7 protein-coding genes are annotated in these 15,471 nt (G+C 42.1%); 2 read left to right on the forward strand and 5 right to left on the reverse strand.

Features of this window, described 5'->3' with window-relative positions:
* Positions 1-341 precede the first annotated feature (341 nt).
* Positions 342-824, forward strand: coding sequence for an RNA polymerase sigma factor (locus tag E0496_RS13815; protein WP_141502331.1), 483 nt, complete (start codon positions 342-344; stop codon positions 822-824).
* Positions 821-1,432 carry a zf-HC2 domain-containing protein gene (locus E0496_RS13820; protein WP_141502333.1) on the forward strand — a complete coding sequence of 204 codons (612 nt, stop codon included), beginning with the start codon at positions 821-823 and terminating at the stop codon, positions 1,430-1,432. Before E0496_RS13815 ends, E0496_RS13820 begins: the two co-directional genes overlap by 4 nt.
* Before the next feature lie 112 nt (positions 1,433-1,544).
* Here the strand turns inward: E0496_RS13820 and E0496_RS13825 are convergent, their stop codons facing one another.
* The 5 genes from E0496_RS13825 to E0496_RS13845 form a co-directional block, all read right to left on the reverse strand.
* Positions 1,545-5,297, reverse strand: coding sequence for an S-layer homology domain-containing protein (locus E0496_RS13825; RefSeq protein ID WP_141502335.1), 3,753 nt, complete (start codon positions 5,295-5,297; stop codon positions 1,545-1,547).
* Between the two features lie 294 nt (positions 5,298-5,591).
* Positions 5,592-6,047, reverse strand: a complete 456-nt coding sequence (locus tag E0496_RS13830; RefSeq protein ID WP_141502337.1) for a hypothetical protein — start codon at positions 6,045-6,047, stop codon at positions 5,592-5,594.
* Positions 6,048-6,096: 49 nt separating this feature from the next.
* Entirely contained in the window at positions 6,097-6,549 is a 453-nt protein-coding gene (locus tag E0496_RS13835; RefSeq protein WP_206669771.1) for a hypothetical protein, read from the reverse strand.
* 283 nt (positions 6,550-6,832) lie between these two features.
* A complete protein-coding gene (locus E0496_RS13840; RefSeq protein ID WP_161601415.1) occupies positions 6,833-10,615 on the reverse strand; it encodes an S-layer homology domain-containing protein in 3,783 nt (1,260 codons plus the stop codon).
* 329 nt (positions 10,616-10,944) lie between these two features.
* The gene (locus E0496_RS13845; protein WP_161601416.1) at positions 10,945-15,309 is read right to left on the reverse strand and encodes an AAA family ATPase; all 4,365 of its coding nucleotides are present in this window, start codon (positions 15,307-15,309) and stop codon (positions 10,945-10,947) included.
* Positions 15,310-15,471: the final 162 nt, after the last annotated feature.

Consider the following 15,471-nt stretch of genomic DNA (forward strand, 5'->3'; position numbering starts at 1 on the left):
TTAGATATTTTTGGACTAGAAACCGAACCACACTAAAGAATAGTGAAATAACGATTATAAACACTGCTAGTTTTATTCCTGTTTCTACATATACCATTGAGATAAAGCCCTCCTATTCAACTATCATTATATACTTAAACTTCGAAGATTAAGCTAAGACAAAGTTAAAAAAGAGAAGTTTCAAAAGAGAAATCGTAGCACAGCATAAAAAAGTTTGAGAGAATAACTGAAAAATATGATTATAATATTTGAATAGCCTCTCACTCGTAAGCTGAACTATTTTAAAACAAGTTGTAACGTTTAACGTTATTTTCGGATATATAGCTTGAGGAGGTGAACAGATGCAGGACACCGAGGAATTATACAGGGAATATTCGACCCAAGTATATAAATTCGTCTTTAGTTTTTGCCATAATCACTTATTGGCAGAAGAAATAACTCAAGAAACCTTTTATAGAGCCATAAAGTCCATACATAGGTACGATGGAACTTGCAAAGTATACGTGTGGCTTTGCCAGATTGCTAAGCATGTCTGGTACAAGGAGCTGGATAAGCAGAACAAGAGGCGGTACGACAAGTTAGAAGATACCGCATTAGTGGACTCTGATTCCACGGAATCTCAATTCATTTTAGCACAGGATAAAATGGATTTGTTCAAAAAGCTTCATTTGCTTGATCCCAATACGAAAGAAGTCATGTACCTGCGTATGACTGGGGAATTCAGCTTTAGGGAAATTGGCGAAATTCTTGGCAGAGATGAAACGTGGGCAAGAGTAACCTTTTACAGAGGTAAACAAAAATTGATGAAAGGAAGATCATCATGAAATGCGATATTGTACGGGATTTATTGCCTTCTTATATTGAAAAGTTAACTTCTGATCATAGTAACGAAGAAATCGAAGTGCATCTGCAATCCTGTAAAGAGTGTCAACAGTTTTATAAGGAAATGATTGAAACAACTGGTCTTTCCCTGCCCGTCATTGATAACGAAGAAGTGGAGAAACTAAATTACTTAAAAAAGGTTAAGAAAAAGAACAAAAAAGCGATTGTGATTTCCATCGCTGCGGTACTCGTACTGGCTGCTTCCATTATTGGGCTCTTTGTCATTGGTTTCCCGTTGTCGTCTAAAGATGTAAACATCGTTTACGAGAAGAACAACGGAATTCTGGAAATAAATTTGACTTTGAAGAAGAAAAGCCAAGATTTGGTGTTTTCGAGCAAAAGTGAATTTATTAAGGATAAGGATGGAAATGTTATTGGTTACGTAAGTCGCTACACTCCTAGAGGCTTGCTTCATAATCCTTTGGATAATGTAGGAAATGAGGTTATGGTAGGCACTCACTTGAACAACGAAGCGGAGCAACCAAACACCTTTATCATTGAATTTAAAGATAAAACGATGACGTTCGTTAACGGGGTTCTGATGGAATAGAGCATTGTAGTGGATAGTACCTAAAGAAGAGGGTGTCCCGAAAGCCATATGCTTCAGGGATACCCTCTTTATCATTGAATGCTCGCCTATTATACTTCCTTTAAAAATTCACTTATTGCTCAAGCAATTTATCCAACAAGCGAATGATCATCGCAACTGACTCAGCACGGGATGCAGATTCATTCGGTTTGAACGATCCGTTGCCTTTGCCACTTACGATACCTGCATTTGCGAAAGCGTTGATTTGTTCAGAAGCCCAGCTCGTAACTACATCCGAGAAGAGATTGGATGTGCTAGGAACATAGTTCGTCATCCGAGCAAGCATAGCAACGATCTCAGCACGGGAAATATCTTGATTAGGATGGAAAGTACCATCACTATAACCTGTGATTATCCCATTAGCCTGTAATGCTGCAATCGCTTCTGAGGCCCAATGCCCTTTTGCATCAGTGAAAGTGGAACTGTTTGAACCCTTTAGACCAAAAGCTTTTGCAAGCATTGTAGCGAACTCAGCGCGAGTTACCTGTTCATTGGGATGGTAAGAACCATCGCTATAACCCGTTACAATCCCCATCTTAGCAGCACGTTCCACTACTGAAGCGCTCCATGAAGACGCTGGAACATCCTTAAAGCTTACGGCAGGAGCAGATTTCTCTTTTTCCACAATGGCCTTAACTACGTCCACATCTACCTTTTCGTTGAAGACAGGCTTCGAAAGCGTCGGTGTTGTTGTCGGCGCCGATGTTGGTGTCGGTGACGGCGTTGCTGTCGGCGTTGGTGTTGGTGATGCTGTCGGCTTCGGTGTTGTCGGTGTTGTCGGTGTTGTTGGTGTTGTTGGTGTTGTTGGTGTTGTTGGTGTTGTCGGCGTTGTCGGCGTCGGTGACGTTGTTGGTGTCGGTTCAATTTCTGTAGTTTTCACGACAGTAAACTCATCGATCTTATTTCCCGCACTCGTGCGTGCTTCCACATGGATTCCGTCCTCAGAAATTTCAATAGCGGAATATACCGGCACGTCTTCATCAAAAATATAATTCAAATAATTATACTGAGTACCATCGTAGAATTTCCAGCCCGAAGCACCGCCATCTAGATATACGGTACCTTCATTTGTAGCCTTATTGGGCTTTCCATTCTGCATTGGATAGGTACGCGCATACACATGATCATGACCAACGAGAACCAAATCCACTTTTTTCTCTTCTAAAATTGGCGCAAAATACGTTTGCGTATACTCCACCAACGTTTCTCGACCATTCTCTGTATGGTAGGCAGGACGGTGGAACATGGCGATCGTCCATTTTTTATCATTTTTTTCTAAATCTTCTTTGAGCCATGCTGCTTGCTCAATCATTTGTTCCTCTGTACCCTCTGAGTTCAATACGACAAAATGGGTATCATCTACCTCATAAGAGTAGGCATATTGCAGCTGAGATTCTGGGCCGTTCGTTGGAAAATTCGCACCTTTGGTGAATACTTCTTTCCCCTCACTCTTCACATCATGATTACCCAATGTTAGAGCGGTTGGAATTTTTGTTGCATAGACCGAAGAGGCTTCCCAGAACTTTTCCCATTCTTCAAATGCGCCGCCAACATCAACCATATCCCCGCCATGCATAACAAACTGTGTGGATGGATGTTGTTTCAATGCACTCGTCATAAGTTCTTGATACGCTTTAATTCCTTGTGATTGATTCGTATGAGAATCGGTAACATACAAGAATGAGGTCGGTGTTGTTTTATCTTGGTCAATTGTCGAATATTCATGCCACTCCGACCAATTGCCCTCATAGCCTACGCGATATTTGTAGGCAGTATTTGCTTTCAAGCCTTCAATTAAGGCATTATGAAACCGGATCTCACCCTTCGTTCCATTTTCCTTCATACTAAGCACTTGAAGCTCACTCTCAGCTTGATGCTGTTTGACATGATTGATTTCAGGGTTAACACCCGTTCCCCACTCGCTAGCTTCAATGTATTGAAGATAAGTGATGGTTTGGTCTGGCTTTGTTTGCCAAGCAGCGCTCAGCTCGGATGACAGATCTTCTGCCACGTAAGTTTGAACATTTTGAGGTGCATCAGTACCGTACTGCTCTACGACTTCATAATTGACAACCTTACTGTTCTTATCACCGTTGACTGCTTGAACCTGATAGGTTCCAAGTGCCAATGTCGTTAGGTCTGTCGTTAATTGTCCTTTAGCATCTGTTTTACCAAGGCTGCTGTTCAATAGCTGCTTGCTAACGTCAGATTCAGAGATATAACCTGTGGTTTTGCCATCTTCAAAAATAATCTCGAATAATCCATCCTCAGCTTCTGCTGAAGCATAGTAACGTTCACCAGCTTTTGCAACCATAACTACAGCAGAAGACGTATCGTCATCCTCATATACATTAGACGTTACGGTATTAACCGTAACTACAGAGCTCTGCTTTAATAATCCAATAAAAACAATATCCGCTCCTTCATACGGCTTGCCCTCATGGTCTACTACTGTAAATGTAGAAGGCGTGCCTAAACCAACTCCCATCATTTCCACCTGGTATGGAAAGGCGATTGTATAGTGGATAGGAGCAGCTAGTGGTGAACTAGTTTGAACTCCGCCAGCTATGAGATTTGTATTGCTCATGGTTATGGACTTGTAATATTCACCGCGCTCTAACGCAGCATGAGGGCTCACTCTAAAGTTAACCGTCACGACTTCTTGGGCTGCAACTGCTACGTTATTAAGTGCTACCTGAACAACTCCGTGCTCATTATCAATATCTGAGGTGAGGGCTACTCCGGCTGCTTGGCTAATGCTTTCTACTTGAAGGGTGCTGGCATCATAATTTAATGCAAATTCTGCCCGTTCTGCATTCAAGTAGTCTTTGATACCGACTTTAACAGAGTATATTTCATTACTTACTGCTTCTTTGGCAGCATTCGTAAACAAACGTTCTCCTGCATTCACTGTGAAGGCGTATGTTTTTCCTGCCGGATTTCCAGCTTTATCCTTCACGTCAATAGCAAGCTCATGATAACCGCCATCCACTTTTTTGCCAGGATAGGTTAATAAATGTGTACCTTCAGAATACTGCACCTGCTCCGTAATATCCGTTCCATCCAAATGAACAGATAAGGTATCCAAATCCAAACCTGATCCGTTATCCTCCATCTCAACCTTTAATTCGTCAAGTGGAGTGCTTAATACTTCATTTGGGATAGGCGATATAGGTTTAATGGTGGGAACCTCTTTATCCTCATCAACCTCTTCATAAATAAAGGTAATATCATCTACCCAGATAGAGCCTTTATTTTTCTTGCTCATATTCGATTGCTTCAATTGGAAAAACAATTCGAGGACAATTGGACCTGGCTTACCTTGCGGAACAGTTGCCTCGATATATTTCCAACCAGACCAGTCTACACCCATTTGATTCTGATCATAAAATTCTGCTTGGAATGAAGATCCTTTACCATCTCTGAATTTTGTCGTTAGCAAATGTCCTTCATTGTTCCCATATACCCACATGCCTACTTTAGTAGGGTAACCGGTAACTGGGATATTCCCTGTTTTATACCCCACTTCAATTTGAGAAGGGTTATCTACGATGCCTATCATATCGTAATCAATTCTAGCTGAATATTGCCCATTTCTTACAAGCTTCTTGTTATCTTCCAAATGCAGCGTTGCATTATACATGCGTTTAGGGTTGAATTTCACATCCGAGATTCCATCTTCAAAATCTTCAACGATAGCGGATGGCGTAGAGCCATCTACTGCGTAGACACGATTATTTGGACCAAAACCGGTATGTAATCCTCCTCCTAGCAATGATATTACTGATGCGATTACGATTGCTTTACGAAATGCTTTTGCTTTCATTATTTTGCCGTCTCCCCTTAGTGAAATTCTTGTTCAATAATTACTATATCAGCGCAATGTAAACTTAAATCTCTTTAACTATTAAGAAATTATATTTTATTCATTTGAATTGTAATTAAGAGAGTTACTGATTGTGTTTACGACAACTCCTTGCGGCCTTCAATGAGCTTGTAAGCTCTTGCGTTAGCCTGGAAATGCAAAAAAATCCGCAACCTAATTGCGGTTGTGGATTAATATGGCGTATGCACAAGGGCTTACAAGATATGGAACTGTTCACTATAAGTACAGTTTCCCTCACCCACCAATTTCTTTTGGCCAAAAGGTACTTAAATATGGAACAAGCCCTTTTCTATTTTTCATATAAATACAATCATTTGAAAATTTGCTTATTCTTATCTGTGTGCTATTCGTTACTTTTGAGAAACAAATAAATTTAGCTGTTTGCCTTCCAGATACCGGTGAATAATAAACAAAACCAACTTCTTCAATTTCCTCCCAAGTTAAGTTTATATTTCGTTTGAAAGACTTGAATTCAATGCCTTTTTCGCTGATGATTACTTTTTTATTTATGCCAACAAAATAAAAAAAACTTATTGCAATCGAATACCAAATCGTAAGAACTACTATTCTAATCCACAGATTTATTTCTGCACTAAAACACACTATCATAGTTAAAAAAAACGATAAAATAATTAAGTAGATCACCATAGCAACTATTACAGCTGGATTTACAAATAAATATTTTCTCACGTTCAACCTCCTGCTTAGTTCAAGAATATATGATCATGTAGTTCAAAAGCTATTTCAGAGGCCCCTCTACAGGAATAACTATTTTGCTTTTGACAAACACATGGGCGAGATATTTTGAGTTATCCTCTACTTGTACATATCCTGGTGCTAAAGAGAATTTCTTTAATTCATCATCTATGATGACCAAAACGCTCTTCATATCTCTGTATCTCGATTCGCTGCTTAAAACTGTAATTTCTTTACTTTGGTAACTGATCATAAATGAATCCGCAAAAAGATTAACAAACTCTACTGCTGTAAGCACCCCTAAGAGAAGTCCAAACATATAGAGTCCAATAATTATTATTTTATTTAGCTTTTTCAAAGTTGATTTAATTTCGTACAACGCAATATACGGAAATTCATAAAACAGTATATAACAGACCAAAAAACTCGTTGTGATTTTGAAACTCAGAATTCTTTGTTCATACATATCGTATTTTAAAATGATTATACTGATCATGATCATAATAATAGAAAAAACGACGGGTAGCGTCCGTTTCATGCTTATTTTCTTCATATATTCCTCGCTTTACATGATGCTACGCTAGAGGCAAGAAAGCGCATGAGCGATCATCATAATTTTTGAAGTTTGAGTTGTATTGTTTCATTCAATAATTATACCTCATTTCCATTTTCTCGCTCCTATTAAAATAAAAATAAGCACCGCCCAAAAAGCATGACTTGCATGCTTTTTGGGAACGGTGCTTCAGTTTGCTTGCGGCATCTGTCGTGCTAATTATTGATTATTCCGTTGATACCAGCTTGAGAAGTCGAACGATCAAAACAACCGATTCTTCTCTAGAAGCGTTAGCATTTGGAATAAATTCATGCTCTGTTTTGCCCTTGATAATTCCGGCATTGCCTAAAGCGTTAATTTGATCTTTCGCCCAGCTACCATTAATATCCTCAAATTTAGCGTTTGTATCTAACTGTGCTAAATCAAGTACTCTAGCCAATAATGCCGCGATTTCAGCTCGTGTAATGACACGATTAGGTTCAAAGCTTCCATCCGCATAACCTGTCATAATCCCCTTCTCTAAAAGGGCTCTAATGGCATTTTCAGCAAAATGGCCCGTTGCATCTGTAACCACTTGAGTTCCTGTAGCTGTGAATCCAAGTGCTTTTACAAGCATTTGAGCAAATTCCCCACGAGTGACTTTCGCCTCACCGCGGAATGTCCCGTTTGCATATCCCTTTACAATTCCAGCACGAGTAGCGAAGTCAATGTCGTCATAACTCCATGAATTCATTTTCACATCTGCAAAGGTTGTTGAACTTGCTAATTCAGCCTTTAGCTTAATTTCAGCAACTGCTTTTTTATCCACTTTGTCATTGTAAATCGGTTTGTTTACAACAGGCGTTGGTGACAATGTCGGCGTTGGGGTTGGCGTTAGTGTCGGTCCTGTTGGTGTCGTTGGTGTCGTTGGTGTCGTTGGTGCCGTCGGTGTTGGCACTAGTGGTGCTGCTTCCACTGTCACGGTATAAGTGGTTGCCGTTGTTGCATTCTGCGCAGTAACAATGACCTTGTTGCCTGTCGCTAATGTAGTCGCTCTCTCTACTCCGTTCGCCTCATAGACTTCAAAAGTCGCATGGGCTGCTGGGGTGATCGCTGCCTTAAACGCAGCTAACGTTGTTCCATAAGGAATATTCGTTATCGTTTCATTCCCTGTTGCGCCTGTGCTTACTGTGCCGATGGTCGAAGTCAATGTAGACGCCGTGCTTCTTGGCTTGATGTCCGCTAGACCAACGATTACTGCTTGTTCAACAGATGCCATATGATCTAATGTAGCTGCTGTACGGACGGTGATCGTATCTCCTTCTTCTACACCAATGTTATCTACAAAAGTGGCACCCGTTGCTACGGCAATGTAATTCCCGTTATTTACTTTGTACTCCATTACATCTGTAACCTCATTCAAACGCGTGGTATCAACGTTAGTTCCTGGTGTCAGTTGCCCCGCTGGAGGACCTATTTGCACCGTTATGGTGTAGATAGTTTTCGTAATTTCATCCTGCGCTGTAACAATGACCTTGCTACCTGTAGCTAATGTAGCCGCTTGGTCTATCCCGTTGGCCTCATAGACTTCAAACGTCGCATATACTGCTGGGGTGATCGCTGCCTTAAACGCAGCTAACGTTGTTCCGTAAGGAATATTCGTTATCGTTTCATTCCCTGTTGCGCCGGTGCTTACAGTGCCAATCGTCGAGGTCAATGTAGATGCTGTGCTTTTCGGATGAATGTCCGCTAGTCCAACCGTTAAAAGCTGTGCAAAAGACTCCATATGATTCAATGTAGCTGCTGTACGGACGGAGATCGTATCTCCCTCTTCTACACCGATGTTATCTACAAAAGTGGCACCCATTGCTACGGCAATGTAATTCCCGTTATTTACTTTGTACTCCATTACATCCATAACATTACTCAAACGCGTAGTATCAACGTTTGTTCCTGGAGCTAAAATACCAGCCGGAGGACCCGCTTGAACCGTTACGGTGTAAGTAGTCACTGTTGTTGCATCCTGCGCTGTCACAATAACCTTGTTGCCTGTTGCTAATGTAGTAGCTTGGTCTATTCCATTTGCCTCATAGACTTCAAATGTGGCATGAGCTACTGGTGTAATCGCTGCCTTAAACGCAGCTAACGTTGTTCCATATGGAATGCTCGTTATGGTTTCATTCTCTGTGTCGCCTGTGCTTACTGTTCCAATCGTCGAGGTTAACGTTGACTCTGTGCTTTTTGGCTTGATGTCCGATAGACCAACGAGTAGTACTTGTTCAACAGATGCCATATGATCTAATGTAGCTGCTGTACGGACGGTGATCGTATCTTCATCTTGTACGCTAATGTTATCTACAATAGTAGCACCCGTTGTAACTGCAACGTAATTCCCGTTATTTACTTTGTACTCCATCACATCCGTAACACCTTTCAAACTTGTGGTATCAGCGTTTGTTCCTTGTGACAAATATCCTGCTGGACGACCTTGTTGCATGGTTACTGCATATGTGGTCTTCATTGTTGGATTCTGCGCTGTAACAATGACCTTATTACCTGTTTCTAATGAAGTTGCCTTAGTTATTCCGTTCGCCTCATAGACTTCGAATGTCGCATACGCTGCCGGTGTAATTGCATCCTTAAACGCAGCTAACGTTGTTACATACGGAATGTCCTTGATCGTTTCATTCGCCGTTCCGCCTATGCTAACTGTTCCAATCGTCGAGATTAACGTTGACACAGTGCTTTTTGGATGAATGTCTGCTTGACCAACCGTTAATACTTGCGCATCAGTTGCTGGATAACCAGATCCTGCTGCTGTACGGATGGAGATTGTATTGCCCACTTGTACGCTAATGTTATCTACAGAAGCAGCACCTGCTGCAACAGCAACGTAACTGCCATTATTAACTTTGTATTCCATGGCATCCGTAACACCGTGTAATTGTGTGGTGTCTACATTGGTTCCTGGCACTAAACTGCCTGTTGTTGGCGCTGCTGCTCTTCCTGTTACTGTGTAGCTTTCAACCATTGCTTCGTTATAAACCGTTCCCTTAACCGCAATAGCTTTAATGGTCATATCATCCGTTACCACGATAGGTGAATGGTAAAGTGTACTGTTCAACGTCGGCTCATCGCCGTTTGTCGTATAATAGATAGCTGCGCCTATCGTCCCGCTGCTAAGCTCTATCTCTGAATTCCACACAACAGAGCCGCCTTCAATATCCGCTGTAGGCGTTTCTGCTAAGAAAACTTGCAGCTCTGGATAATGGCCTTCTTTTATGATCCACTCACTGTCGAAATCCCAGGTCGAAAATGTAGATGCAGTTTTCATCTCAGTAGTCGACTTCGGTATTCCTTTTCCTGAATTATTATAATCTCTTGAAACTTCTTTATCATAGTAGTTATCAACGAATAGGCTCGCTCCGTCACCATCATAAATTCCACCTACCAACCCACCTGCGGGATAAAATCCTGTAATGCCCCCGGCAGCATAATTATTTGTAATGGTACCTTTATAGGAAATCCCTATTAAACCACCTACATTATTAGAAGTGGACGTAGCATGAGCTGTAGAATAGCTATTTCTAATATCGCTTTTATCTAGATATCCAATTAGTCCTCCAGTATACATCCCTGTAACGTTACCTGTCACATAGCTGTTTGACACTGTTGCTGGACCATATATGGCACCTGCTAAACCACCTGCAAACATCCCATTCCCAATCACTTCCACATATTCTAATCCAATATTCTTTATAGAAGAACCCGAGGTTAAGGATCCGAAGAGACCGATATAACCTGCGTTACTATAGACTTTCAATCCCTTTACCACATAACCATCACCATCGAGTGTGCCACTAAATGAAGGAATAGGCGCCCAATATTGCCCACTATTATACCCAGCACCCGCTTCCGAGAGGTAATCCGTTAAATCAATATTTCCTCCAAGCTTGAAATGGCTACCAGAATAATTACGAATTCTATTTAACTGATTAGGTGTCGTAATGATATAAGGATTGCCTATCACTCCGCTTCCTCCACTAAAGTCTGACGCCGCAAAGACCTGCGAAGGATTCGCCAAAGGTGCAAATAACGAAATAATGATGACGAAACACAGCATTCCAATTAAGCTAGTCTTTCTCCTTTTCCTGATTGTTAATAATGTTTGTACCATAAAATTCTTTCACTCCCGCTTCATGATTTAGTCATTGTACTGCTCAAAGACTTAATCATAGCCATGAAGTCTAAAAAGGTATACTCACTAAAGTTAGCATTGCGCAAATAAAGTAGAAAAAACCACTATTTACGCGTCTTATGGCGTTAATAGTGGCTTATTTGTCGAACTATTCAATACGTTTAATCTAATAAAAGAAGTTCTCTTGCTCGCGTAATCGCTTGAGCACGACGCTTCACTCCTAATTTTCCATATACACGAAATAGATAACTTTTAACTGTTCCTTCTGTTAAGCCAAAACGATAGGCGATTTCCTTATTGGACAAACCGTCCGTCAGCGCGTACAGGATCTCTGTTTCACGTTTCGTCAAATGCTCAGGCAGCTGTATTTGATCCTCGGCCGGAATAGCTGCAAAATGAAGCTCTGCATCACTTGCTGCACTTATCTGTACCTTCGATTCCTCTAACGATTTTAGATATAACATCCGAGTGATCATCAGATCCAGCATATCCCGTACATCCTTGGTAAACACTCCGGTGATGAAGTTGTTTTCCAGATAAAGGAGGGAAAGCAATGGTTTACCCGGAACAAGAATTGGCATACATAGTACAGATTTCGACTCATTTCGACGAATATAAGGATCTGCGGCATAGGAGCTGCGCGAGGCATCAGCAAGCATAACCGATTCGCCTGTTTGGATCACATAACGAGCAATAGCCTCTGCATATTCTATTGTGTCTACAGCAGTTCTCACTTCACCAGACTGATCCATAATGGAAAAGCGCTCTTCATCGCTGTTCAGTACATATCCCTTTTCTGCGCCCGAATAGCGAAGTGCGGTTTCAAGGAAACGGTTTAGTACCGTTTGGTTGAAATTCGTACGGGACCATTCGGTAATTTGGTGTAAGAGCGTCCTCTCGTCCGCGATTGCGGGCATTATTTTCCGATCCATTTCAATCGCTTCAACCTCTTCCACAATCGTCCTATCTAGTGCTTGTGATACAAAGGATGCTGATCGCAGCTCGTGGTATGTCTCTCTCAGTTTCCTTGCCTTGGCAACAGCCCCCCATTTTATATAGGCAGCGCATGCATCCGCGATAAGCGTATCTGCTCCGATCGTACTGCCTGCTTCTCTATAGAAAATCGAAGCCCGTTCTAATGCGATCCCCTCCATTAATGGTTGGCTCTCTAATCGTGCAGAACGAATCGCATCCTCATATCCTTTTGTTGCAGCTACTATATTTCCATCGATTCGCATTAGCTCAGCTCTGATAAGCAAATAAGCCGAAGACTCCTGTCCGAAATAGCCGGTCCATTTCTTCATAGCATACAATTGTTTGCTAAGCTTAAGACGAATACCCTTACGCTCCCCTTTCGACGAATCCACATACATAGCAGCAAGGGTCAACGAGTGATAAATATGCTGCTTGCGAACTTGCATCCGTGTCTGCCTAAACGTGTTAAAACGGCCTTTCTCAACCCAGTCAAGCGCTTCACGATACCGTCCCTCCAAATAAGCAATTTCAATTTGGCAGGTACAGATGTAATAGACTTCATGATTCAGCGTCTCCTCTGAGCGCACGCTCTGTAAAGGTAAAGCAACTTCATCACTTTCCTTGTCCTCACCCTGCATTCTCGCCACATACCATCTTGCAATTCGGAATATGCTGTGCGTTACCTCATCTACAAGCATCTGCGAAGTTTCTTCAAAATCTGAAATACGTTCAGACAACGCATACAAATCACCGATATGCGTGGTTGTACTCGTCAACATAGCAATACTCACATAAGTCAAATTGGCAGATTCCATCCCATAGCGCATCGATTTCTCAAAATGCTCGACGCCTTCTTCTGGATTCTGTTGAAGTCTTGCAAGCCCCCTGATGTAGTTCAGTCGGCATTGCAAGTCATTGCTTTCAAAAGAAGTAGAAAGAAGAATAGCCGTATCAATATAATAAAGCCCGGTATAGGATAGAGAGATTTTATTTCTAAGAATGACCAAACCGTATCCAGCGAGTAAATACGCAAATGCTTCGTTATTTCCATGCTTCAGTCCATACCGAATGAATCTTGAGAATAATACGGCAGTCAATTCCAAGCTCAACGTAAATACTGACGTGGATATGGCCATTACGAGATCAGACAATGCTTTATAATGAGGGTCACGATTTATGGGTAATTGCGCAAGCGCCTTACGCTTGTTGTACAACGCAATTTGCACCAGCATTAATTCCTTGGCAATCTCTGCTTTAGAAGGCTTAAGAGGCAGTCTCCACCCGAATTCCTCCAGTGCCCGCCGACCGATATTTACGGCTATAACGTCTCTCTTCAAATAACTATTCATCCCAATCCAAATCATATAAATATGAGAGCGTTCAACCACATCCGTTGTACGCAGCATCAACCGTTTGAGCAGTTCTTCCGCGGCATCCGCGCGTCCGCACATATATTCACATTCGGGCATCTCCAGCATCAAACGATAGGCAAGTGAATGCGTACCTTCTCCGTCATCCTGAACTAGGTGCAATCCCATATTTAAATAGTGCAGAGCAGCCGTAAACGCGGTCGCAGCCTTCGATTTCAGACCTGCCTGAAGATTGTATTCGGCCAGCTCGCTTCTCTCCGCCTCCTCCACCATCTCTTCGCAGCCCAAATTCAGATGATAAACCATATCAAAAATCGTTTCTTCCGTCTGACTGTGGGAGCGCAGCACTCGTCCAATCTTTAGATGCAGGCCCGCTTTCGCTGATTCGGGAACGGACATATAAGCAGCCTGCTGTACCCTGTCGTGTAAAAAAGTATAATAACCGTCATCCGTCCCATAAGCGTCATACTCTCGATAAAGTAAGCCTTCAGCCTCTACGGAGTGTAATAGCTTTCTTGTATGGGCCACGTCGCAATCGCTTACTAGAGCAATCATTGAAGGACGGAAGCGATGACCGATAGCCGCTGCAATGGCAAGCAGCTCAATCGTCTCTGCTCGCAGCTTCCGAATACGGTCGTTTATCAAATCAAGAATATCGGGGTCTTCAGGCATCTGTGTCACTATGGCTGCTTCCCAAGCCCACATCGATGCTTCCTCATCGAAATAGAGCTTTTGCTCCCTATATTGGCTGTCTAATAGATGGTGTAAATACAAGGGATTCCCACCTGTTCGATGGTAAAGCGACTCCGCAAGCAATCGAACCCTAGCCGAGTTTTCATTAACAATTTGCGATACAAATAGTCTCACATCAATATAGGTTAGTGGGGATATCGCGATATGATGGAACGCCATCGGAGTATCATCCATTTTTAAGGAAAGGGAGTGTTCCATCCAAAATGCTGCAGCAGTATGAGGCTCTCCGTTGCTTTTCTCTTCTGCCATAGCTTCCTCACGAAAAGCGCCTATGATGAGTAAACCGTGCAGCAGCTTATCATGTTCAACAGTACGGAGAACCTCCACGGTAGCGGGATCCGCCCATTGGAGATCATCTAGAAATAGAACAAGCGGATGTGCCTTGTCTACAAATGCTTTTATAAAAATAGGAAGTAGGCGGCGGAGTCGAATAGTTGCTTCAGCAGGTGGAAGTATTTCTAAAGTAGGAATTACACCAAGAAGCGTTTCTGCCTCTGGCAGGAGTGCTGCAATAACACCGGCTCCTTGCCCTAATACTTTCGCTAATCTAGTCTTCACCATGTCTACTCTCTCTGGTGCTTCGCTCAACGTTTGTTTAATCAACCTTCGAAGTGCCTGAAGAATTGGCGAAAACGGAATATCGCGATTCATCAATTCACATTTCCCCGCAATGAACTGAGCACCTTCCTTTGTAACTTGCACTTGAAATTGTTGGATGAGTGCAGTTTTACCATTCCCCGCCTGGCCGCTAACGAGCACAAACGCAGATTCGCCAGAACGAACCCGTTCGTAAACCTCACGAAGCTTCTCTTCTTCCATCTCACGCCCAAAGAGTGTCCGCGGCAGGCGAAAACGGCTTGCCTCATCTGCATGTGAAATGTCAAAAGATACGATATGACCGTCATCTAGCAATGAAGAAATACATCTCTTCAAATCCATTAGCAGCCCATAAGTGCTTTGATAACGCTCTTCTGGCGACTTCGACAGCAGCTTCATAATGATAGCTTCCAGTGATTCGGAGAGCTCCGGACGCAACTCTCTCAGCGCTGTTGGAACAATTGCTAGATGAGCATGTATCCACTCTTCCGTACTCTCAGCTTGAAACGGTACTTTTCCAGCAAGCAATTCGTAATAAATCATGCCCAGCACATATAAATCGCTTCGCTCATCAGGCGAGCGGTTAAGTCTTCCCGTTTGTTCTGGTGATAGATAGACGTAATCCGTTTCATACTGACCTTCGATTACAGCCAAATGGGTTTCCGAATCGATCACAATATGAGCTGGATTTAAATCACCTAATACAGTCCCACGCTTATGTGCCGTATGAACCTGTTCCGTAATGGATATAGCTATATTTAAAAAGGTCAGAACTTCTATCGGAGTCCCTTTTAGCCATTCCTTTAGCTTAATTCCCTCTGTATACGGCAACTTTCCCAATCCTCCATTGACCTTTCAAACTACTAAAAAATGAACAACTCTATGGTTCATCTTATTCTAACATTAACTATTAAAGTAAAAATACACATTTCGACAAGCAGAGTGAATCTTCTCTATTACTAAAAAATTCACTGTTTAGAGACTACGCTCATA

Origin of the sequence: Paenibacillus luteus (assembly GCF_006542765.1) — a bacterium.
In the GTDB taxonomy this organism is placed as follows: domain Bacteria; phylum Bacillota; class Bacilli; order Paenibacillales; family Paenibacillaceae; genus Pristimantibacillus; species Pristimantibacillus luteus.

Bases quoted from the DNA above. Each gene is read 5' to 3' on its own strand.
- E0496_RS13815 (WP_141502331.1), top strand. From the start codon at position 342: ATGCAGGACACCGAGGAATTATACAGGGAATATTCGACCCAAGTATAT.
- E0496_RS13820 (WP_141502333.1), top strand. From the start codon at position 821: ATGAAATGCGATATTGTACGGGATTTATTGCCTTCTTATATTGAAAAG.
- E0496_RS13835 (WP_206669771.1), bottom strand. From the start codon at position 6,549: ATGATCAGTATAATCATTTTAAAATACGATATGTATGAACAAAGAATT.
- E0496_RS13825 (WP_141502335.1), bottom strand. From the start codon at position 5,297: ATGAAAGCAAAAGCATTTCGTAAAGCAATCGTAATCGCATCAGTAATA.